Origin of the sequence: Streptomyces sp. NPDC051018 (assembly GCF_044456085.1) — a bacterium.
Classification (GTDB): Bacteria; Actinomycetota; Actinomycetes; order Streptomycetales; family Streptomycetaceae; genus Streptomyces.
The window spans coordinates 179,835-200,633 of sequence record NZ_JBITFN010000002.1 but is presented as its reverse complement, the minus strand read 5'-3'; the positions used below and the strand labels follow the sequence as shown (position 1 = coordinate 200,633).

At 72.0% G+C, this 20,799-nt stretch carries 17 protein-coding genes and 1 tRNA gene; 9 read left to right on the top strand and 9 right to left on the bottom strand.

Annotated features, from left to right (window positions below; translation table 11 throughout):
- Window positions 1-100: 100 nt before the first annotated feature.
- Entirely contained in the window at window positions 101-1,390 is a 1,290-nt protein-coding gene (locus ACIBCM_RS04670; RefSeq protein ID WP_399240171.1) for an NAD(P)/FAD-dependent oxidoreductase, read from the bottom strand.
- A gap of 580 nt (window positions 1,391-1,970) precedes the next feature.
- On the opposite strand from ACIBCM_RS04670, the gene ACIBCM_RS04665 reads away from it, so the two are divergent.
- Entirely contained in the window at window positions 1,971-3,065 is a 1,095-nt protein-coding gene (locus ACIBCM_RS04665; RefSeq protein WP_399240169.1) for an endonuclease/exonuclease/phosphatase family protein, read from the top strand.
- A 98-nt stretch (window positions 3,066-3,163) separates the two neighbouring features.
- Here ACIBCM_RS04665 and ACIBCM_RS04660 read toward each other — a convergent pair whose 3' ends face one another.
- The gene (locus tag ACIBCM_RS04660; protein ID WP_399240167.1) at window positions 3,164-6,208 is read right to left on the bottom strand and encodes an NACHT domain-containing protein; all 3,045 of its coding nucleotides are present in this window, start codon (window positions 6,206-6,208) and stop codon (window positions 3,164-3,166) included.
- 353 nt (window positions 6,209-6,561) lie between these two features.
- On the opposite strand from ACIBCM_RS04660, the gene ACIBCM_RS04655 reads away from it, so the two are divergent.
- From ACIBCM_RS04655 to ACIBCM_RS04645, 3 genes are read left to right on the top strand one after another with little or no spacing between them, the layout of a single operon-like run.
- A complete protein-coding gene (locus tag ACIBCM_RS04655; protein ID WP_399240165.1) occupies window positions 6,562-6,786 on the top strand; it encodes a hypothetical protein in 225 nt (74 codons plus the stop codon).
- 30 nt (window positions 6,787-6,816) lie between these two features.
- Entirely contained in the window at window positions 6,817-7,686 is an 870-nt protein-coding gene (locus ACIBCM_RS04650) for a hypothetical protein (protein WP_399240163.1), read from the top strand.
- Window positions 7,673-8,107, top strand: a complete 435-nt coding sequence (locus ACIBCM_RS04645; RefSeq protein ID WP_399240161.1) for a DUF6193 family natural product biosynthesis protein — start codon at window positions 7,673-7,675, stop codon at window positions 8,105-8,107. Before ACIBCM_RS04650 ends, ACIBCM_RS04645 begins: the two co-directional genes overlap by 14 nt.
- Window positions 8,108-8,382: 275 nt before the next feature.
- On the opposite strand, the gene ACIBCM_RS04640 is transcribed toward ACIBCM_RS04645, so the two are convergent.
- A tRNA-Pro gene (locus ACIBCM_RS04640) sits at window positions 8,383-8,459 on the bottom strand.
- Between the two features lie 111 nt (window positions 8,460-8,570).
- Between ACIBCM_RS04640 and ACIBCM_RS04635 the strand changes: the two genes are divergently transcribed.
- On the top strand, window positions 8,571-9,053 hold the full coding sequence (locus ACIBCM_RS04635; protein ID WP_399240159.1) for a DUF309 domain-containing protein: 483 nt from the start codon (window positions 8,571-8,573) through the stop codon (window positions 9,051-9,053).
- Between the two features lie 198 nt (window positions 9,054-9,251).
- Window positions 9,252-10,007 carry a precorrin-6A synthase (deacetylating) gene (gene cobF / locus ACIBCM_RS04630; protein WP_399240157.1) on the top strand — a complete coding sequence of 252 codons (756 nt, stop codon included), beginning with the start codon at window positions 9,252-9,254 and terminating at the stop codon, window positions 10,005-10,007.
- On the opposite strand, the gene ACIBCM_RS04625 is transcribed toward cobF, so the two are convergent.
- The 5 genes from ACIBCM_RS04625 to ACIBCM_RS04605 all read right to left on the bottom strand — a co-directional run bounded on the left by ACIBCM_RS04625 (window position 9,976) and on the right by ACIBCM_RS04605 (window position 16,198).
- The gene (locus ACIBCM_RS04625; RefSeq protein WP_399240155.1) at window positions 9,976-10,740 is read right to left on the bottom strand and encodes a cobalt-precorrin-6A reductase; all 765 of its coding nucleotides are present in this window, start codon (window positions 10,738-10,740) and stop codon (window positions 9,976-9,978) included. The two genes, cobF and ACIBCM_RS04625, sit on opposite strands and share 32 nt — an antisense overlap.
- Before the next feature lie 9 nt (window positions 10,741-10,749).
- Complete coding sequence (locus tag ACIBCM_RS04620; protein ID WP_399240153.1) at window positions 10,750-11,445, bottom strand: GntR family transcriptional regulator; 696 nt, start codon at window positions 11,443-11,445, stop codon at window positions 10,750-10,752.
- Between the two features lie 76 nt (window positions 11,446-11,521).
- Window positions 11,522-12,745: a cytochrome P450 gene (locus ACIBCM_RS04615; RefSeq protein ID WP_399240151.1), complete on the bottom strand. Its 1,224-nt coding sequence runs from the start codon at window positions 12,743-12,745 to the stop codon at window positions 11,522-11,524.
- Window positions 12,746-13,294: 549 nt separating this feature from the next.
- A complete protein-coding gene (locus ACIBCM_RS04610) occupies window positions 13,295-14,977 on the bottom strand; it encodes a purine-cytosine permease family protein (protein WP_399240149.1) in 1,683 nt (560 codons plus the stop codon).
- Window positions 14,978-15,184: 207 nt separating this feature from the next.
- Complete coding sequence (locus ACIBCM_RS04605) at window positions 15,185-16,198, bottom strand: DUF1275 family protein (protein ID WP_399240147.1); 1,014 nt, start codon at window positions 16,196-16,198, stop codon at window positions 15,185-15,187.
- Window positions 16,199-16,359: 161 nt separating this feature from the next.
- On the opposite strand from ACIBCM_RS04605, the gene ACIBCM_RS04600 reads away from it, so the two are divergent.
- The 3 genes from ACIBCM_RS04600 (at window position 16,360) to ACIBCM_RS04590 (ending at window position 19,654) form a co-directional block, all read left to right on the top strand.
- Window positions 16,360-16,854, top strand: coding sequence for a RidA family protein (locus ACIBCM_RS04600; RefSeq protein WP_399240145.1), 495 nt, complete (start codon window positions 16,360-16,362; stop codon window positions 16,852-16,854).
- Between the two features lie 98 nt (window positions 16,855-16,952).
- Window positions 16,953-17,696 carry a FadR/GntR family transcriptional regulator gene (locus ACIBCM_RS04595; RefSeq protein WP_399240143.1) on the top strand — a complete coding sequence of 248 codons (744 nt, stop codon included), beginning with the start codon at window positions 16,953-16,955 and terminating at the stop codon, window positions 17,694-17,696.
- Between the two features lie 350 nt (window positions 17,697-18,046).
- The gene (locus ACIBCM_RS04590) at window positions 18,047-19,654 is read left to right on the top strand and encodes a gamma-glutamyltransferase family protein (RefSeq protein ID WP_399240141.1); all 1,608 of its coding nucleotides are present in this window, start codon (window positions 18,047-18,049) and stop codon (window positions 19,652-19,654) included.
- A 477-nt stretch (window positions 19,655-20,131) separates the two neighbouring features.
- On the opposite strand, the gene ACIBCM_RS04585 is transcribed toward ACIBCM_RS04590, so the two are convergent.
- Window positions 20,132-20,536 carry a type II toxin-antitoxin system PemK/MazF family toxin gene (locus tag ACIBCM_RS04585; RefSeq protein ID WP_399240139.1) on the bottom strand — a complete coding sequence of 135 codons (405 nt, stop codon included), beginning with the start codon at window positions 20,534-20,536 and terminating at the stop codon, window positions 20,132-20,134.
- Window positions 20,537-20,799: the final 263 nt, after the last annotated feature.

Here is a 20,799-nt window from a genome sequence, read left to right as displayed (position 1 = left end):
GATCCAGAAAGTCCAGAAGGTCCAGTCGAACGTATGGCTGGTGGTGGCGTGGCAGTCGGGCCGGGGGTCCCGGTGCGCGTGGGCCGCGAAGGGGCGGAGGTCACCGGACCGTCTCCGGTGAGGAGGTGTCCAGTGGTACCGCGTCGGAGCGGATCATGCCCAGTTGGACCGTCTGGCGGGGCAGTGCCGCCTCCAGCAGCCAGTCGGCGGCGACCCGTACGCGGTTGCCCGGCATCGCGGCCAGGTGGTAGCCGCGGGTGACCGCCCCGGCGAGCGGTCCGCCGAGTGCCATGCCGAAGGGGTTGGCCGCCCCCTGGACGCCGCCCAGGTCCACGGCGAACCCCAGGTCGTGGTGGGTGTAGGGCCGGGTCGTCCCGTGGCCCAGCGAGGCGGCCACATTGAGTCCCGCCCGTTTTCCCTGGCGGGTGGCGTGCTGGGCCGTCATGGGCGTGTACTCGCGGGGCCGGGTGGGATCCGGTACCGCCGCCGCGTCACCGCAGGCGAAGACCTCCGGATGCCCGGGTACGTCCAGTGTCGGCGCCACGCACAGTCTGCCGCGCTCGACCGGCAGCCCGAGGCCGGCGACCAGAGGGTCGGGCCGGACGCCGACGCACCACACCAGGGTCCGGCCGGCGATGAACTCGCCGTCGTCGAGGAGAACCCCGTCGTGGGTGGCCTCCCTGACCGAGGTACGGGTGCGGATCTCCACGCCGCGCTCGCGCAGGACCCGTGTCGCGGTCGCCGAGAGCCGCCGGTCGAGCTCCGGCAGGATCCGGTCGGCGATGTCCACCAGCAGCCAGCGCGGCCGGGGGCGGTCGCCCCAGGCACGCTGGCGCCTGGCCAGCGCCGCGGTGAACAGCGCACCCTGGGCGGCGACCTCGGTGCCCGTGTACCCGGCCCCCACCACGACGAAGGTACGCCGGGCGGCGACGGGTTCCTCGTACGCGGAGAGTTCGATCTGGCGGGTGAGGTGATCGCGCAGGTACAGCGCTTCCGGCAGCCCCCGGAAGCCTCGGGCGTGCTCGGCCACCCCGGGCACCGGCAGGAGCTTGCTGACACTCCCGACCGCGAGGACGAGCCGGTCGTACGCCAGCCGCCCGGTGCCGCCCTCCGGGTCCCGGTAGGACACCGTACGACCGGGGAGATCGACATGATCGGCCTCCCCGAGGACGAGCCGTACCCCCGGCAGGGCGGCCGGAAGGGAGACGGCCACCCGGCGGGGCTCCAGTACGCCGGTGGCGACCTGGGGCAGCAGCGGCAGATAGAGCATGTGGTCGGTCGGGTTCAGCACCACCACCTCGGCCCGGCGTCCCAGCGCGCGGCTCAGCGCTCTGGCGGCCTGGAATCCGGCGAACCCGCCTCCGACCACGACGACACGCGGCAGACTCATGCGCACACACCTCCGGCTCAGGTCGGATGAACGGGCGGATGCCCTGCCCCTGCCCGGCCTCCTCACGGGACCCCTGCCCCGGCGATGCTCCGGGTGCCCCGGGGCCGGGACCCGAAACCGCAACCGCCGCCCTCGTGCCACACCCGCCGGGGCCGGGCGGTGGAGTCCTCCGGCCGGCAGCGCATCGGGGCCGGCCTTCCCGGGCACCCGTGCGGCCTTTCTCGCGCGGCCGGTCGGCCCCGGAGACTCCTGCCCGTACGGCGTCCGGACCGCTGCCCGACACCCGCGACCATGATCCGGCCGCGCCGGCGGGCCGCGGACCGGTGGAAGTCCCGCAGCGCGTCACATCGGCAGGCGGGGTGTGCCGGGAGATCCCCGCCGATGTCTTCGAAGCCCCGGGGCCCGGACCGCCCGCGCGCTGTCCACCTGCGGCGATGGCGTCGCCCACGGCCGTTGATCATTCAATATCTGACCTTACGCCTGGGTTCATGCGCCATACACGAGAGACCTCGACGCTTTCTCCCAGCCCGGGTCGATTCGTGGCCGGGCCATGGATGCATGGCGATTACTGGAGGCATGGATGGTCAGGCGTCGTGAGGTGCTCGGAATGGTCGGCGCGACCCTCGGAGCGGGAGTGCTGGCGATGGGCACGGCCGAGGCCGCCCCGCAGGACGGGCGGAAGCAAGGCGGACCCTCGCACCGAGAGCTCAAGGTCATGCAGTTCAACATCTGGCACGGCGGCAGCCAGGTGCCGGGCGGCCGGGCCGGTATCGCCGACACCATCGCCGCGGTCGAACCGGACGTGGTGATGCTCAGCGAGTCCAACCCCGAGCGGGTGGCCAATCTCCTGGCCGATCTCGCCAAGCGCGGGCTGACCTACTTCGACAACAGGAACCCGGTCGATCCGGCGGTGATCTCGCGCTACCCGATCATCGAGCACGCGTCGTTCCCGTACTGGTCGAAGGCGGTCGTCTCGGTCGACGGCACCGAGGTCGCGGCCTACTCCGGCCACCTGGAGTACCGCTACTACGTCAACTACCTGCCGCGCGGCTACGGCGGCGGGACGCCGTCGCCCCTGGAGACCTCCCAGTACGGCTGGGGCGAGATCCCGACCGGTCCGATCACCGATGTCGACCTGATCACGCGGCTCAACGCGGCCTCGGGACGCACCAAGGTGACGGGGACGGTGCTCGCGGACGCCGCGAAGGAGCGGGCCAAGGGCCGGCTGACGCTGCTGGGCGGTGACTTCAACGAACCCTCTCACCGGGACTGGAACCACCGGACCCGGAATCTGTTCGACCACAACGGCACTGTCGTCGCATGGTCGACGACGACGGCGATCGAGGACGCCGGTTTCCGCGACAGCTACCGCGTGGTCCACCCGGACCCCGTCCGCACGCCGGGCTTCACCTGGCCGAGCGACAACCCGGGAGCCGACGTCGGCAAGCTCACCTGGGCGCCGAAGGCCGACGAGCGGGACCGGATCGACTTCGTCTTCTACCACCCCGACCGGCGCATCCACCTGCTCGACAGCGTGATCGTCGGGCCGTCCAGCACCATCGTGCGCAACAAGCGGGTGGAGGAGTCGGGCAGGGACGAGTTCTGGAGGCCCACCTGGACCTGGCCGACCGACCACAAGGCCGTACTCAGCACCTTCCGGCTGACCGTGCGCTGAGCGGGCTCCACTCCCCCGGGCGGCCACCGCCCCGGTCGCGACCGCACCGGCCTCGCCACGCCGGTCCGGTCGCCGGACCGGCGCGGTGGCCGCCCGGGTCAGGGGCGCTGGTCACGGAACGATGTGAGGAGACCGCGTGTGCGGCGGCCCTCCACGGTGACAGACACCCGCCCCGGGTCGAGCCCGTCGAGGCCGATGACCTTCGTCGTGTTCCGGACCCGGACGGTGACGGAGTCGATGCCCCGCACCCGGGACAGGTCGAGGGGTGCTCGGCGCGGCCTGCGGTGCAGATTCAGGTACAGCCGGGTGAGGCCGGGGAAGCGGGTGGCGAAGTCGGGCAAATGTGCCGTTTCCGCCACCCCCTTGAGCCGCAGGGACGTGATCGAGGGCAGTGCGACCTCCGGGAGGGCGACGCGGTCGACGAAGCCGAGGCTCAGCGTGGTCAGCAGCGGAACGGCCTGGAGCGCGGAGAGGTCCAGGCCGACTGGCACGCAGTCGAGCACGAGTTCCCGGATGCCGCTGTCGGCGAGTGGTTTCAGGGACAGCGTGGACGTCGGATTGCGTATGTGCAGGCGCCGCAGCCCCGTCAGACCGCCGAGGGCGGGAAGCTCTGGTGTGCGATCGTCGACCGTGCCCAGGGCGAGGGACACCACGGAGTCCCGCTCGAAAACGGCGGAGAGTTCGTGGATCAGCGACGGCTGGGGGAGCGACAGGTTCGGCGCCTCGGGGAGCTGGCGCAGACACGCCACCTGCTCCGCGTTCGTCACCGGAATCTCGATGTCGTCGCAGCGACAGCCGGCCAGGATGGACTCGGTGAACTCGACCGCGTCGAACCGCGGCCACGCGTTGACAACCTCCTGCCGGACACCGCGCTGGGGCGCGTCCGTGTACGCCTGCAACCGCTGCAGGGCGGCCGGGCCCCCGATGAGCCCGATCGTGCGCACGCTCGCGACGGCCTGCTCCTCCGTCATGTCGGCCGGCCCCGACAGCACGTCGAGGACCACCGCGCCCGCCTGCGCCAGGTTCTCCGCGTCCTCGCGGGTGGCCGGAGGGATGAGGAAAGCGGCGCGGCTCATCACCTCCCCCCTGACCGCCGGGTCGAGCATCGTGGCGTTCTCCAGGCTCGCCGCGGCCAGGAGGTGGTAGCGGCGGCGCAGGCTGGGACGCTGATCGCCGATGGCCACCAGTTTGCGGAGCAGTTCGGCGCGCTCGCGTTCGCGGGCGTGGCCGACGGCCATGCGAATGACGTCCTCCCACTGGTCGTCGCCGGCGTTCTTGGCGAGCAGATCCAGGTCCGAGGTCTCGACGGCCGCCTTCGCGCCGAGGTAGTCCTGAAAGGTCCTGTGGATGAAGTCGACCGTGTCCGGCGTGGGCTCCCGTAACAGCCCGCTGCGCAGCAGCAGATGACGGAACACCCGGTGCGCGCCGTCCAGCGGGACGACGTGCGGCATGGAGGGCAGCCGTTCCCGGATGATGCGCACGGCCAGCGCCTGGGTCGCCTCGGAGCGCCCGTTGCGGATGAGCCAGTACGCGAGCCGCTGGAGGAGCTGGACCTGCTGCTCCTCGGTCAACTGCAAGCCCTCCGGCGCGATGACCTCCCGCTCCTTGTCGCGGCGGACCAGGAGCATCCGCAGCGCGGCCGCGTACAGGTCCATGCGCCCCTCGGGCAGCTGCGAGTGCCGGTCGCGGTGCAGAGCGCAGATCACCGAGCACATCAGGGGATTGGTGGCGAGCTGGTACAGGTCGGGCTTGCGGCGCAGGGTGGCGTGCAGGGCGGCCCTGTACTGCTCCACCTCGGTGCGCTCCTCGGCATCCCCGAGAGTCGACAGGGCCGCGTCGTGCCAGCGGTTGACGAACTTGTCGATGTCGCGCTGGTTGAGGGGCAGCAGGTCGAATTCGACGAACCCGAGGTCCGCCGCCCAGCCGATCGGGACCGCGGAGGGGCGCGTGGTCACGAGGAAGAACGTGCGCGGGTAGATCTCGGTCAGTTCCGTGAGCCACCGCTTGGTCAGCAGCCTCTTCGACTCCGAGATCTCGTCGATGCCGTCGACGAGGACGATGCCGCGCCCGCTGTGCAGGACCCGGTCGGCCCAGCCCTTCGGCTGCTCGCCGTCCAGCATGCTGCCGGCCATGGCGAGGAACTTGTGAGCGGTGGGGAGCGTGGACTCCTGCGCCAGGCTGCGGAGCGGGAGGATGAACGGGACACGGCCGCGGAGGAAGGCGAGCTCGTCGTCGAAGTCGTTCTGCGCGGCGCTGACGGCGAGCCACTGGGCCAGTGTCGTCTTGCCCGAACCGGCGGGGCCTCGCAGCACCACACGGTGCTTCCCGGTCAGGGCTCCCTCGACCCGGAGCCGGTGGGTGGCCGAGACAGCTCCGTCGCGGTTCTGCGCCAAGAGTTCCAGGCTCAAATAGGCCGTGTCGAGCGGCCATCGGGCCTGACCGGGAGCGCTGAGGTCGAGCCCGAAGATGGCGAGCTTGCCGTACTTGAGCCCGAGGTTCTCCATGTAGCGCTGCTCGAAATCGGCGTCCTGGCTGCGCGGCGGGGGAAGCCGCGCCGTCAGCACCTCCATGCGGCGCATGGTCTCATCGATCATGCGGGTCTGCGTGATCAGCGTGGCCGGGATGAAGGCCGAGCGCTGTGTGAAGAACTGCAGGATGTGCAGGCAGCAGACGTCGAGCAGGGAACGGTAGAGGTTCGTCGCGTCGGCGCTCATGTTCCGCGTCGAGTCGGCCGCCGCGGCCGACAGCTTGCGCGCCAGATCGACGTGCCCGAGGTGGACCGCCTGGACGTCGTCCATCTCCAGGTCGCCGAGCGAGAGCAGGGTCTTGGTCAGCGCGTCGATCACGGCTATCCGGTCACCGTCGTGCACCGCCGGCTCGTACGGGTTCGCGGCGAGGGTCCGGCTGATCAGCTTCTCGCTGATCTTGCGTACGTCTCGCTCGTCCAGGGTGCGCTTCTGGCCACGCCAGCTGACCAGTTTGGAGACACGGATCGGCTTGCTGACGAGGTCGGCGCCGTTCTCCTCCCGCACGAACAGCTTCGCCACGAGCGGCCTGATCAGTGTCGAGGCGACCCGCGCCGCCACCCCCAGAGCCGCAGGCTCCACCCTCGACCGCCTCTCGGTGAACCGACGCGTCAGCATCAGGTTAGAGGCGCGGAGGCCCTCTGTCACCGCGGCCTCGCAAGAGCGTCTCCTTGGGCTCTGCCCGCCCCTGGCTCTCACCGGAGTACGGGAAATGGGGCTCAGACGCTGCAAGGGCGTGCAGATCTTTGACCCCGCGCTTTCATGAAGTGCGGGGTCCGACGGGTGGTCAGGCAAAATGAGAGATGCCTCTGACGCGTCAATAGATGCTGGTCGGGGTGGGTGTGGGTAGCACGGGGTGCCCGGCGGTTGTGGGGTCGTCGGGTTGTCGTGTGCGGCCGGTCAGGCGGTGTCCTCCCTCGGATTGAGGGTGACGGCACAGCCGAGCCGGTCGACCGCGCGGCGGGTGGCGCGTGCACCTCCGACGGCACCACCTCCGCCACACCGGCCTCCCCTGGTTCGCCGGCGCCGGAGTCCCCGCCCGCGTCCTCCGCAGGATCGCCGGACACGGCTCCTTGCTCACCACCCGGCGCTACCTGAACCCTCGGGAATTGCATCAGACGGGCGAGAAGTCGCAGGTCGCCAGGTCACGGCGAGGGCTTGAAGGGCTCCGAGGCTACTACGACCTAGCTGTCTGACCAGGCATGTTGCCGATCGTATCCCTTCTGATGCATGATCCTCCCTCCAGAAGGGATGGTCTGGAGTGGTGCATCAGCGCAAGGTGGCCCTGGAGGCACACCCAGCTCACCGTCGTCCGCCAGCATCTGCGGGCAGCCATCCACCTCCTCAACTGGATCGAGACCCAGAGCCTGACACTTGCGACTTGCCGTCAAGCCGATCTTGAACGCTGGATGACCAGCGACGACGTCCGTCACCGCCGGGAGGCAGGACACTTCGTGCGCTGGGCTCTCACCCAGAAAATCGCACGCGATCTCAGCTTCCCGGCCGTCCGATGGAACGGCCCCTCCCAGGCGATGGACGACGAGGCCCGCTGGGCCACCGCCCGCCGTCTGCTGCACGACGACACCCTCAAGTCCGAAGACTGCCTCGCCGGCCTGCTGCTGCTCCTCTATGCCCAGTGGCCTGCGGCGATCTCCCGGCTCACCGTCGACCACATCGAGGAGACCGACGGAGCGGTCCGCCTCCGCCTCGGCGCCGTCCCCGTCGACTTGCCCGTCCCCGTCGCTGAGCTCGCCCTTCAGCAGGTTGCGGTTCGCCGGAGCCATGCCGTCCTCGCACGGACAGACTCACCCTGGCTCTTCCCAGGCGGCCAGCCCGGCCGCCCGATCAGCGTCTGGGCCATGGGCGAACGACTCCGCAAACTCGGCATCCGGCTCGCCGAGACCCGGTCGACTGCCCTGTTCCAGCTCGCCACCGAGCTGCCCGCCGCGGTCCTCGCCCGCACGCTCGGCATCGCCATCACCGTCGCCGTCAAATGGCAGCGAGCCGCTGCCGGAGACTGGGGCGCCTACGCAGCCGAGATCAGCCGACGAGCCAGCAGCCACCAGCAAGGAGAAGACGTACGTGACTCTCGATGACCAGAACGAGAACGCGCAGACATCCGCAAGCCACGATGCCACGGAAGCAGGTTGGCAGGCCGTTCGCCGAGACGGGCGAGTCCGCGACGAACTCATCAACGCTGCCTACGGCCATCCTCGCCTACGGCAGCTGTTCCCCTGGACAGGCATGGGAGAACTGCACTTCAGTCGCTGCACTGAACACCGCTGGACTTGGGACATTCCATACATCCAGCCCGCCAAGGGGGGCGGCTACTGGGTCTCCGGCCCACTACGCACTGAATCGGTCGGTCCAGCCGCAACCGCGGAGAACGCCATCGCCATGATCATCGCGAGGCTGCCGGCCAACGCTGGCCCGGCGTTTGTGGGAACCCCCGAGCAGCTTGAGGACTATGAAGCTTCGCCTGGCCCTCACCCGACCACGAACCCAGACGCTGAATGATCCGGGCCGCAAACACCGCTCACCTCACGACATTCGCTGGGGCATTCGGAGAGTTGCAATACCCGAGCACACCATTACACCCTGACCTGTCCCAGATCACCGGCGCAGGCCACGCCTCACCGCACACCTCAACCTCATCCGCACACCCCTCGGCCTCGCCGTCCAACAGGTCCCCGGAAGGCTTCGCCGGACCACGTGGTCCCCACATGGTCCCCAAGAACGCCGGAAAGGCGGTACCGGATTCCTCCGATACCGCCTACGACCTGCGAAAACGCTGGTCGGGACGACAGGATTTGAACCTGCGACCCCTTGACCCCCAGTCAAGTGCGCTACCAAGCTGCGCCACGTCCCGGTGCGCCCCTGCCGGTGAGGGCCGGGCGCGCAGGGGAAACATTACCGCACTCGGGAGGCTTCTCGGTCAGCCCGGCTGCGGCGGCGGGGGCCCTTCGGGGAGAATCGGAGCGTGGGACAGGTATCGAGAGACCGGGACGGCGAAGGACGCGCCCGCAGCGCGCGGCCCCGGGACGGACTCGGCAGACCGCTTCCGTACGGGGTGGCCGGGGTGGAACGGCAGCCCGAGGGGGTGCTCCGGACCCCGAGGGGGACGCTGGTGGAGGCCCAGCGGCTGCTGGACACGGGAAAGCCGTTCCACGCCCATGAGGTCTTCGAGGACGCCTGGAAGTCCCGGCCCGAGCCGGAGCGGGATCTGTGGCGCGGGCTCGCACAGCTCGCCGTGGGTCTGACGCATGCCGCGCGGGGAAACGCGGCGGGCGGGGCGCGGCTGCTGGAGCGGGGTGCGGACCGGATCGCCGGGTTCGGGGATCCGTACGACGTCGATGTGTCCGGGCTGACGGCGTGGGCGCGGGATCTCGCCGAGCGGCTCGAAGGCGGGAACGGCTCCCCGGTGGACGCCCGGGCCGAGGCACCGCGGCTGACCCTGAAGTAGGCGGCCGGCCCTGAAGCGGCTCCGGGACACCGCGGGCCCTGCCCGGCTCAGGGGCCCGCGGTGAGCGGCGACCGGCGGGTACGGTCGCGCTGCCCGGGGCCCGGTACGGCGCGCCGCTGCCCGCGGAGGGCGACCCCGTGACCTGGGGCGGGGACCCCGGTGGCCGCCACCGGGAGAGGCGTACGGGAGACTCCCGGGGTGAGGAAGATCTATGTGATCGGCATCGGCGCGGGCGACCCCGGCCATCTGACGCTTCAGGCGGTCGAGGCGCTGAACAAGGCGGACGCGTTCTTCATCCTGGACAAGGGGGAGGAGAAGTCGGATCTGACGCGGCTGCGGCAGGACATCCTCGACGCTCACGCCACGGACCGCCCCCACCGGCTGGTCCGGGCCGCCGACCCCGAGCGGGACCGCCGGACCGCGGACTACTCCCCCGCCGTGGACGACTGGCGCAGCCGCCGCGCCGATCTGTACGAACGGTTCATCGCGCGGGAGCTGGGCGAGGACGAGTGCGGGGCGTTTCTGGTCTGGGGCGATCCGTCGCTGTACGACTCGACGCTCGGCATCCTGGAGGAGGTCCTGGAGCGGGGTTCGGTCGCCTTCGACCATGAGGTGGTCCCGGGGATCAGCAGTGTGTCGGCGCTGCTGGCCCGGCACCGTACGGGGCTGAACCGGGTGGCGAGCCCGGTGCAGATCACCACGGGCCGCAGGCTCGCGGAGGGCTGGCCAGGGGAGGTGGACGACGTGGTGGTGATGCTGGACGCGCGCCAGGCGTTCACCCGCCATCTGGACCGGGACCTGTTCATCTACTGGGGCGCCTACGTCGGTACGGAGGACGAGATCCTGGTGTCGGGCCGGCTGGCGGAGGTGTCGGACCGGATCGAGGAGCTGCGCGCCGAGGCACGGGCCCGCAAGGGCTGGATCATGGACACCTATCTGCTGCGGCGCGGCTGAGCAGGGCGAGGACCCCGGGGACGTCCTCCGCGGTGGGTACGCCCGCGGGCGCGGGGGGCCTCCGGACCACGACGACCGGCAGACCCGCCTCCCGCGCGGCGGTGAGCTTGGCGACGGTGGCGCTCCCCCCGCTGTCCTTGGTGACGAGCACATCGACACGGTGCCGACGCAGCAGCTCCCGCTCGCCCTCGACGGTGAAGGGGCCCCGGGCGGTGACGGTCACGGTGTGGCGCGGCAGCGGGGGCTCGGGCGGCTCGACGGACCGTACGAGGAAGCTCAGCCCGTCGAGGTGCGCGAAGGCGGCGAGGCCGAGGCGCCCGGTGGTGAGGAAGACCCGCCGGCCCAGGGCCGGCAGCAGAGCGGCCGCATCGGCGAGGGAGTGCGCCTCGTGCCAGAGGTCGCCGGGCCCCGCGCTCCAGCCGGGGCGGCGGAGCGCGTACAGGGGAACGCCCGTGGCACCGGCCGCCTCGGCGGCGCCGGCGCTGATCGCGGTGGCGAAGGGGTGGGTGGCGTCGACGACGGCGGCCACCCGGTGCTCGCGCAGCCAGGCGCCGAGGCCCCCGGGGCCGCCGAAGCCGCCGACGCGCAGTTCGCCCGGGGGCAGCCGGGGGCTGGTGACCCGGCCGGCGAGGGATGTGGTGACCCTGAGCCCGGGGCGCGCCGTCAGAGCGGCGGCCAGCCGCCGGGCCTCGGCGGTGCCGCCGAGGATCAGGATGTGGGTACCGGGGGGCATGGGGTGAGGCTACTTCGCACGCCGCCGGCGTACCTGGCCGAGGTGCCTGGTCATCAGTCTGCGCACGGTCTTCTCGTCCCCGGCGCGCAGGGAGTCGAGGAGTGCGTGGTGTTCTCCGGCGGACGCCTCCAGCAGGCCGTGTTCGGCCAGTGCGGTCAGGCCGTGCAGCCGGGAGCGGGTGCGCAGATCTCCGGCCACCTCGACCAGATGGGCGTTGCGGGCGAGGGCGAGCAGGTCCAGATGGAAGCGGCGGTCGACGGCCGCGTAGGCGACGAGGTCACCGGTGGCCGCCGTGGTGACGGTCTCGGCGGCGACCGGGCGCAGGGCCTCCACGGCGGCCGGGTCCGCGGTCCTGGCCAGCGAGGTGACCGTGGGGATCTCGATCAGCGCACGGAGGTGCAGATACTCGTCGAGCTGCCGCTCGGAGACCTCGGTGACCCGGAACCCCTTGTTGGGCACGGCCGTGACCAGGCCCTCCTTGACCAGATCCAGCATCGCCTCGCGCACGGGTGTCGCGGAGACCCCGAAGCGGCCGGCGAGCGCGGGCGCGGAGTAGACCTCGCCGGGCAGCAGCAGTCCGGACACCAGGGCCGCGCGCAGGGCGTCGGCGACCCGTTCGCGGTAGTTCGTACGGCCGCCGATGGCCGGCAGGGACGGGGGCAGACCGGTCACAGCAGAAACCCTCCCGGTACGGTTCGGGGACATCGGGCGGACACTGTGTCCCGCGGCGCCGGGACCGGGCGGGGCGGACCGGGTGGCGGTCGGCTCACCGGCGGACGGCTCACCAGACGAGATGGACCGCGTCGGGCGACCGGTGGATCAGGGTCGGCCGCATCACCGGCGGCGGTTCGTCCGGGTCGAGCCGCAGACCGGGGAGTCTGCGGACGAACAGCCCGAGGGTCAGCCGCAGCTGCTCCCGGGCGAGCTGGGAGCCCGGACAGCCGTGGACGCCGTGGCCGAAGGCGACATGCTGCCGGGAGGGCGGACGGGCGATGTCGAAGACGTCCGCCCGGTCGTGGCGGCTCTCGTCCCGGTTGGCGGAGCCGTACGCCACCAGCAGGGTGGCCCCGGCGGGGAGTTCGGTTCCGCCGACGGTGACGGGCCGGGTGGTCGTACGCCGGAACGCCTGGAGCGCGGAATCGAACCGTACGGCCTCCTCCACAGCGGCGGGAATCAGCTCGGGCCGCGCGCGGATCCGCTCCCACTGGGTCCGGTCGCTCAGCAGGTGCAGCAGCGTCGTACCGATCATCGCGCTGGTGGTCAGATGCCCGGCGAGCAGGAAGTTCTGGAGACCGGCGACCAGTTCGTGACGCTGGTCGGGGGTGAGTTCGCCGCTGCCGGGCGCGAGGGCGGCGACCATGATGGAGCAGAGGTCGTCGCGCGGGTCGGCCCTCCGGTCGCGGACATGGCCGTCGAGGAGCCGTTGCAGGGCGAGGACGTCCTCGGCGGCGCGGATCTGTTCCTCCGGGCCGAGGGGGCGGAACAGCAGTTCCTCGGCGCGAAGGCCCCCGGCGACGGCGTCCCGGGCGTCCGCCGGGTCCAGTCCGACGAGCCGCCCGACGATCTCACCGGGCAGCCGGCCCGCGTACGCCTCCATCAGCTCCGCCCGCCCGTCGGAGGCGAACGCGTCGACGAGGGCCTCGGCGCGCTTCTCGGCGTACGGGATCAGCCGGGCGATCCGCCCGGCGGACAGTCCGCGGTTGAGCGGGGCGCGGTGGCGCCGGTGGGCGGCGCCGTCGGTGGACACGACCGTGGGCCGCCTGCCGAACCCCTGCGCCAGTACGGCCATCGCCTCGGGTGAGGGCATGACGTCGGGGAGCAGCGCCCGCTGGGAGGAGAAGTCGTCGGAGCGGCGCAGGACTTCGCGTACGTCCGCGTCCCGCGCGACCAGCCAGGCGTCGAACTCGGGGACGAAGGTCAGCCCCTCCGTACGGCGCGCCCGCGCGTAGAGCGGATAGGGATCGCGGTACAGCTCGTCGAGCCTGGCGTGATCTCTGCTCGGCACGCGGCGCCTCCGGGCGGGTCCGGGTCGGGTGCGGGTGTGTCGGGGAGGGGTCGTAGGGCCGTGCCGGAGCGGGTCGGAGTGGATCAGCGGCCACCGGTCACCGGTCACCGCGGTCGATCGGGCCGGTGGACGAGCGGGCGGGCGGACGGGGAGACGGAGGGACGGGCGGATGACGGCCGGGCGTTCGTCCGGCCATGGTTCACCAGTGCGAGGGGGTGCCGGTAGGGGGATACCGGCCGTCGGGGCGGGCGTTTTCCAGGGAGCCGTGGCCGGAGAGGGGCGGCCCGGCCCGGCGGGGCTGCCCGGGGTTGACCGCGGCTGCCGGCGGAGGCACGTGCGGGGCCGGGACATGGGCCCGGGCACCCGGCCCGGCCCCGGGGGCGGAGTGCCGCCGCCGGGACGGGTCGGGGGAAGTGCCGCCGCCGGTGCCGGGACGGGGCCGGCCCGCAGGCGGCGCCTGGTTGTCGACGCCGCGGGCCGAAAGGACACGGCGGACCCGTCCTCCCGCCCCGCGGCCCCGGGCTCATCGGGCGCCCCGGGCTCATCGGATCATGGCGCCCCGACGGAGGCCGGTTCCGTGGTGCCGGACGCGCCCGGGTCACCGGGACCGCCCGCCGGGTGCGTCCCGCAGGCCGCCCTCGCCTCGGCGAGGACCGCGCGGCGGAAGCCGCGGCTGCGGCCCGCACAGTCCGCGCAGATCGCCGGGCTGCCCTCGGCCGAGGGATCGCGATCCATCTCCGCGGCGATGTAGGAGTGGTCGCAGCGGTGGCAGCGCACCCGGGCCTCCCAGATGTCGTCGACCTCGTCCCTCGGGTCGTGGCCCCGGCGCAGCAGCGGGGAACCGGCGACGCGCAGGGCCACCAGATAGAGCACCACGCTGAGGGCGAAGGTCACCGGCGAGGACCATGTGGAGCCGAAGGTGCCGGTGAATTCGAGGAGCACGATGCCGGTGAGGGAGGAGATCAGCCACACCACCGCCCCCGGCGCGATCGTGGCGACGCGTCCGGGCCGGAACTCCGGCAGGCCGTCCCGGTCGCCCCGCCGGTGCACGATCAGATGGGTGAGCATGATGCCGACCCAGCCGACGACGAACGCGCCCTGCCACGCCAGCGCGGTGAGCACATAGCTCAGCACGTCCGTGAGCATGATCAGATACGTGACGACGCTGGCCAGTGCCAGTGCGGCCACACGCGGTACCCGGATGTGGAAGAGCCGGGCGACCGTGGCCTCCAGATTGGTGGAGGCGACGTAGTAGTTGGCGGTGTTGATACGCGACTGGGTCAGCCAGACCACACCCAGTCCCCAGACCCCCATCAGCGCCACGACGGTGTCACCGATGGCCGTCTCGGTCGGCGCGCCCACGGTGTCGGCGACCAGGACCAGGAAGATGCCGATGAGCCCGTTGACGAAGTAGCAGAACAGATAGAAGACCGGGCCGAAGGTGACCACACCGTGGTAGCGGGCGTCCTTCGGGGCGCCGAAGCGCCCGAAGTCGATCGTGTACATCATGAACACGAACACGCCCATGTAGACGAAGAACGCGTACAGCCATCCCGGCGCCCCGAGGTCGGGGGTGACATCGGGGGTGTGGGTGAGCCAGCCGGAGGGCTCGTACTCCCGCACGGCCAGGATGATCACGATCATCAGGCCGGTCCAGTAGAGCGGGAGCAGGGCGCCGTTGAACTTGTCCAGCCAGCGCCGTACGCCGCCGATCGCCATGGGGACATTGCTGAGGATCGAGATCGCGTACCACATCTCGATGTTCAGGGCCCCGGTGTAGGCGTGCAGGGCGTGCGCGATGACGGAGCCCTCGAAGACGGCGTAGTAGATGGCCGTCGCCGCCAGGACGAGGGGTGCGAGCACGGAGCCGACGTAGCCGAAGACCCGCTGGGAGATCAGGGCGACGGTGAGGCCGGTGCGGGCCGCGTAGGCGGAGAAGAAGTAGTTGACCGTGCCGAAGCAGACGACCGCGAGCAGAATGCCGACCAGGGTGTTGACGGTGCCCACCGTCACGGCCAGTGTCGCGGCCGTGACCAGGTAGAACATGCCACTGACCAGTGCGTACCAGGTCATGGTCAGCGAGAGCCGGCCACTGCGCCAGGTCAGCGGGACGATATGCGTCGAGTAGTCCTCGTTCGCGGCCTCCTTGACGACGCGCGGGTCGTCGGCGAAGGAGACGTCCAGAGGTGCTAGTGGGCCGCGGGCAGAGACATCCGGGCGTGGTGAAGTCACGGGGAGTCCTTGGGGAAGGCCGCCTGGGGACAGCGGAGAAGGATCGTCGCGTGGAGGGCGACGCGGGGGCGGCTTGGTCCGACCCGAGGCTTTCCGGCACGGTGGCCTCGTGCGGCCCAAGGTGAAGTGCCTCCGCCCCGCTTGTCAACGGCCTCATATGAATTTTCGCCAACTACGACGGAAAACATCATTGACAGGCCCATGTGGCTACGGATTTCGTTGCACGCCATGGAGGCGGGGGGCCAGGACCAGGGTCACCGCCACCAGGGCGGGCGCGATGGCCGCCGCGGCGGCCGGGTGGCTGCTCAGCGCGAGGGCACCGCCCAGGGCTCCGGCCACCAGGGCGAGCAGGACACCGAGGCGCCGCAGAAGGTGATGGGCGGACCCGGCGGCGGCCGATTCCGCCATGGAGGTCAGCGTTCCGGTGACGAACGTCGTGGTGATCCCGGCGAGGGCCACCCGTCGCGCGCACGCGGTCTGCACGCCCATCGCGAGCGCCGAGACCGAGACGAGCACCACGTCCACCGCCCCGCCCGGCCGCCCTCCGACGGCGGCCCAGCCCGCGAGGAACACCAGCTGGCACCCCAGGCTGACGGCGAGGACCCCGGTGATACGGCGAGGCCAGACCGCGCCCTTGTCGAGGGTGCGGGTGAGCCGGAAGGCGAGGACCAGCCCGGCGGTGAAGGCCAGCGTCGCCGCCGCCGCGCGGGCTATGTGCAGGTCGAGGCCCTGCGCCCCGGCGATACCGAGCAGTACGAGATTGCCGGTCATATTCGCGGTGAACACGCCCCCGAGCCCGAGGTAGGCCACGGCGTCGGTGGCGCCCGCGGCCACGGTGAGCAGCAGCGGGAGGAGATCGGCCAGCCGCCGCTCGGAGGCACCGGCGGTACGGGGACGGGAGGACGCCTTTCCGCGCCGGCCGGGACCGGCCGGCGGAACCCCACCCGGGAGGGCCGCCCGCGGTTCACCGGCGGGACCGGGGGTCGGCGCGACCGCGGGACCGGGGTCCGTCCCGGCCACCGCCCCCGGCCCCGGCTCGCCCGTGACGCCCGGACGCGGTTCACGCCCGGCGTCCGGGCCGGGCTCCCGCCCGGAGCCGGGGCCCGGGCGGCCCCCGGCGTCCGGATCGGGCCCGCGCCCGGAGCAGGGCGCGGTCGCGCGGCCCTCACGGGGGTCACCGGGCGAGGCGGCGGCAGGGGTGTGACCTGGCTGAAGGGACACGGCTCTGATCCTTGGCGTTGGGGCCCCCACATGGCGGGGTCGCGGAGGCCGGGGGTTGACATGAGGGAAATCGCGAACCAACAATAAGCCCACTTGGTCGGACCATCTGACTATCTTGGCCCACCGGCAGGGCCCACGCGAACAACCAAAGGCACCGCACCATGGCTCAGACTGACCCCGAGACCCGCGTCCGCGAACTCGGCCTCGTCATCCCCGACTTCTCCGCCCGGCCGTACTACGGCACCGAATACGGGTCGATGAAGCCGCACCACATCACCGGCAATCTGCTCTTCCTCGGCGGCCACACCGCGGATGACGCGGACGGCAACGTACGCAATCCGGGCCGGCTGGGAGCCGATGTCACCATCGAGGAGGGCTACGAGGCCGCGCGGCTGACCGCCCTCAACTGTCTCGGCGGCATCCGGCTCGCCCTCGGCTCACTCAACCGGGTGCGCTCCCTTGTACGCTCTCTGTGCTTTGTCGTCAGCACCCCGGAGTTCGAGGACGTGCACAAGGTGTCGTCGGGTGCCACCGATCTGTTCCGGGATGTCTTCGGTCCCGAGGCGGGGCTCGGCGGCCGTGCCACCATCGGCGTGATGAGCCTGGCCCGGCGCAGTTGCTTCGAGAACTGGCTCACCGTCGAGATCGACGACTGACACCTCCGCGGCCACGGCCGCCGCGTCCCGCTCCCCGGCGGGCGGGCGGCCGTGCGGTGCGGTACCACCGCTCAACCGACCGACAGGAAAGGCATCCGGTGCCCGTCGACTGGACCCTGCTCGCTCCCGAGGCCGCCCTCGGCCCGCACCGGCTCGCCGGGCGTCTCCAAGGGCTGATCGAGGAGGGGCGGCTGGCTCCGGGCGAACGTATCCCGGCCGAACGCGAACTGGCCGAACGGCTCCGGATCTCCCGTGCCTCCGTACGCGAGGCTCTGCGGGAGCTGGAACTGCGCGGGCTGGTGAACCGCAAGCCCGGCCGGGGCACCATCGTCACCGGCACCACCCGCCCGGATCTGCATCCCCGTCAGCTCGGCGACATGAACGACGCCGCGCGCCTGGTGCACGAGGTGATGGACCTCCGCTCGGCCGTGGAGCCCCCGGTCGCCGCCCGGGCGGCCGTACGCGCCACCGAGAGCGACCTCCAGCAACTCGCCGCGCTGCTGTCGCAGGCCGAGCTGGAGCGGGACCGGGAGAATCTGGCCGCGCTGATCGAGCTGGACGGCGCGTTCCATGTCGCCGTCGCCCGGGCGGCCCACAACCCGATGCTCACCCGCCTGCTCGAAGCCACCAACGAATGGGTCGGCCCCTCACGGGACCCCCAGTACCAGACCACCGAACGCCTGGTCGCCTCCCTGCGCGCGCACCGCCGTATCCTCGCGGCCCTCATCGGCCACGACAGCGACGCCGCCGCGCAGGCGATGGCCGACCACCTCAGCGAGGTGCAGGGCATGATCATCGACACGCTCGGCCGCGGGGTCCACGATCCCGCCGAGCCGTCCTGATCCGGTACGGCGGTGTCCACGTGCGAGCGGGTACACGGTCCGTGGCCGCACGGCACGCGCTACGGGTCGCTGCGGACCGGGTCGGATCGGCACGGAGCGGCATCGACCGGACGGCGGAGGGAGCCCCCGGCGCCGGGCACCGCCGTACGGGACCCCGATGGCTCCCGCGGACCCGGCCGTACGGATGGCACCCGCCGTATCCCGTACTCGCCCACCCGCGTCCCCACAGCTCCTTACCGCCCGCACGTCACCGCCCGCCCGGCACCGCCCGCCGGGACCCGCACCCCGACCTCGTCTCACACCCGCACCCCGCCTCCGCCTCACACCCGCACCCAGGAAAGCTCATCACCATGCCCGCAACACCCCCGCCGCCCGCCACCGCCCGGCCCTACGGTCTGGCCACCCCGCACGCCCTGGCCACCGGCGCGGGTGACGCCGTACGGCGTGAAGGGGGCAACGCCGTCGACGCGGCCCTGGCCGCGGCCATCGCGCTGACGGTCGTCTACCCCCACCAGTGCGCCGTGGGAGGCGACCTCATCGCCCTGGTCGCCCTGCCGGACGGGCGGGTCGTCGCCGTCAACGGCAGCGGCGCCGCCGCGCGGGCCGCCGACCCCGGCGCGCTGTCCGGCACACGCATGCCGGTGACGGGTCCGCTCACGGTCACGGTTCCCGGTGTGGTCGCGGGCTGGGCCACCCTCTCGGAACTCGGTGGACGCCTCCCCTGGCGGCGGCTGTTCACGGAGGCGGTCGCCTTCGCCCGGGAGGGGGTGCCCACCGCGCCCGGCGTCGCCACCGCGTTGCGGGAGGAGGCCGGCACGCTGATGGCCGACGAGGGGATGCGCGGCGTCTTCTACCCCGGCGGGCGCCCCCTCGACACCGGGGCTCCGCTGCGCCAGCCCGCGCTCGCGGACTCCCTGGCCCTGATCGCCGAGGCGGGACCGGAGGCCCTGTACGAGGGCTCCCTCGGCGTGGGCATCGTCGAGCGACTGCGCCGGCTGGGCTCACCGCTGACCCCGGACGATCTCGCGGCCCATGCCACGGAGACCGCGGAACCGCTGTCCGCCGTCTTCCGGGGTGAGGAGTATCTGACCGCCCCGCCCAACTCCCAGGGCATCCATCTGCTCCAGGCACTGCGACTGATCGAGCGCATGCCGGAGCACACCGATCTCCTCGGCCGCGACGCCCGTCTCACGGCCCGGATCTTCGACGCGATCACCCATGACCGGGACCGGTATCTCGCGGACCCCCGCCATGTCCCCGTGCCGGTCGGTGAACTCCTCGGCGACTCCCGTCTGGACGCGCTCGCCGCCACCGTCCTCGAAGGCCACGGCTCCGCGCCCCAGGCGGGCCCGGCACCCCGGGCGGAGGCGTCCCGGCCCAGCGGGGACACCGTCGCCGTGGTCGCCGCGGACGACGACGGCTGCGCGGTCTCGCTGATCCAGAGCCTGTTCCACAGCTTCGGCTCCGGCATCCTGGACCCGGCGAGCGGAATCGTCCTGCACAACCGGGGCTCGTTCTTCGACCTCGCGCCCGGCTCCCCCAACCGCCTCGCGGGCGGCCGCCGCCCCGCCCACACCCTGATGCCGGTCCTCACCCGCAGGGACGGATTCCTCACCGGTGCCCACGGCACCATGGGCGGCAAGGCGCAGCCGCAGATCCACACCCATCTCGCCCTGCGCCTCCACGCGGGCGACGATCCCGCCACCGCGCTGGCACGTCCCCGCTGGGTGATCGGCGGGCTCGGTGTCGACGAGCCCGCCGGAGTGGCGTCCGTGGAGAGCGGTGTCCCCGGCGACGCGGTGGCAGCACTGCGGGGCGGCGGCTATCGCACCGAGGTCCTGGGGGACCTGGACGAACAGGTCGGCCACGGCCAGCTCGTACGCCGTACCCCGGAGGGCGTCTTCAGCGCGGCGACCGACCCCCGCAGCGACGGCGCGGCCACGGCGGTCGGCGGCTGACGGCAGGGGGCGGGCGGCCGGCGTGGGTCGGAGGCTGAACGGCCGCATTGCCCAGCCACCGATCTTCCCGGCTGTGCCCCGGTCCGGTGCGTCCGGCCCGGGGTGGACCCGTACCGGAGTGTCCGGCCGGGTGCCCGGCGGCCGAAGGTGTCAGCGGGCGTTCCGCCTTCGGCGCCGAGCGGAACGCCGGGCCTTCCGGTAGCCGTCACGAACGTCGAGGAAATCCAGGAGCATGCCGATCCCGCTGCCGATCCCCCGCAGAACACGCCACGCGAGCCCACCCAGTTCTTCCATGATCTCCCCTCCGGGACCCGTCCGCGGCCACCGGGCATGCACACCGGAGCCGACATTCCAGCCACATACTCCGGGCCGTAGGTCGTGATCTCGATGGTAAGCGGCGCCGAGGAGACAGGTGGCCGGCGTCGATCATCTGGGCGAGACCGAACACGCCATCGGGGCCCTCCGTCCCTTCTCCGCCTACCCGAGCCCACCGCGACGGAGGGCGTCCCTCATCTTGCTGAGCTTCGCGGTTGTCGCCGGGGTCCACTCCTTCTTCTGTCCAGCGAGACGGAGGGCGTCCTCGATCTCGCTGAGCTTCGAGGAGGACAGGACGCCCGCCCGCTCGATCAGGTCGCCCCGGGACACCGTGGTCAGCCACGTGCAAGGGGTAAAGCCCGGACACGGGAAACCGAACCGCAGCACGCCTTCAAAGGGCAGTCCTTCCACGGCACCCACTGCCACCTCGATGCCCAGGCCGCTGATGTCGACGCCCGCCGGAGCGACGACCTGCATCACCCGGATCCCGGACGCGTCGTCTCCCGACAGCAGTACGACCGGCCGCCGCTCGTCGAACTCGACCCACCAGACTTCGCCACGTTGCACATGTCCTCCTGACACGGGACGGCGGGCGGACCGACCCTGACGCGCTGTGGAGACGGGGGCGGCCACCGTTGATCATCGGTGTGTGAAGACTGAGGATCATGCGGTGGCCGAAGGTCACAGCGTAGACCCTGGCCGTTGGCAGGAGGCGTTCGAGGGCCTGGTGACCGGATAGCGGGACGGTTCGCTCGGGTCGAACCCGGCGCCGGGCACGGCGGTTGGTGCTCGGGCTGCTGTCGGACCTGCCGCCCAAGGAACCGCTGGAC

What these genes read in the sequence shown, in the direction of transcription:
- ACIBCM_RS04670 (WP_399240171.1), bottom strand. Translation starts at nt 1,390, where the DNA reads ATGAGTCTGCCGCGTGTCGTCGTGGTCGGAGGCGGGTTCGCCGGATTC.
- ACIBCM_RS04665 (WP_399240169.1), top strand. Translation starts at nt 1,971, where the DNA reads ATGGTCAGGCGTCGTGAGGTGCTCGGAATGGTCGGCGCGACCCTCGGA.
- ACIBCM_RS04660 (WP_399240167.1), bottom strand. Translation starts at nt 6,208, where the DNA reads ATGCTGACGCGTCGGTTCACCGAGAGGCGGTCGAGGGTGGAGCCTGCG.
- ACIBCM_RS04650 (WP_399240163.1), top strand. Translation starts at nt 6,817, where the DNA reads ATGCATGATCCTCCCTCCAGAAGGGATGGTCTGGAGTGGTGCATCAGC.
- ACIBCM_RS04625 (WP_399240155.1), bottom strand. Translation starts at nt 10,740, where the DNA reads ATGCCCCCCGGTACCCACATCCTGATCCTCGGCGGCACCGCCGAGGCC.
- ACIBCM_RS04620 (WP_399240153.1), bottom strand. Translation starts at nt 11,445, where the DNA reads ATGTCCCCGAACCGTACCGGGAGGGTTTCTGCTGTGACCGGTCTGCCC.
- ACIBCM_RS04600 (WP_399240145.1), top strand. Translation starts at nt 16,360, where the DNA reads ATGGCTCAGACTGACCCCGAGACCCGCGTCCGCGAACTCGGCCTCGTC.
- ACIBCM_RS04590 (WP_399240141.1), top strand. Translation starts at nt 18,047, where the DNA reads ATGCCCGCAACACCCCCGCCGCCCGCCACCGCCCGGCCCTACGGTCTG.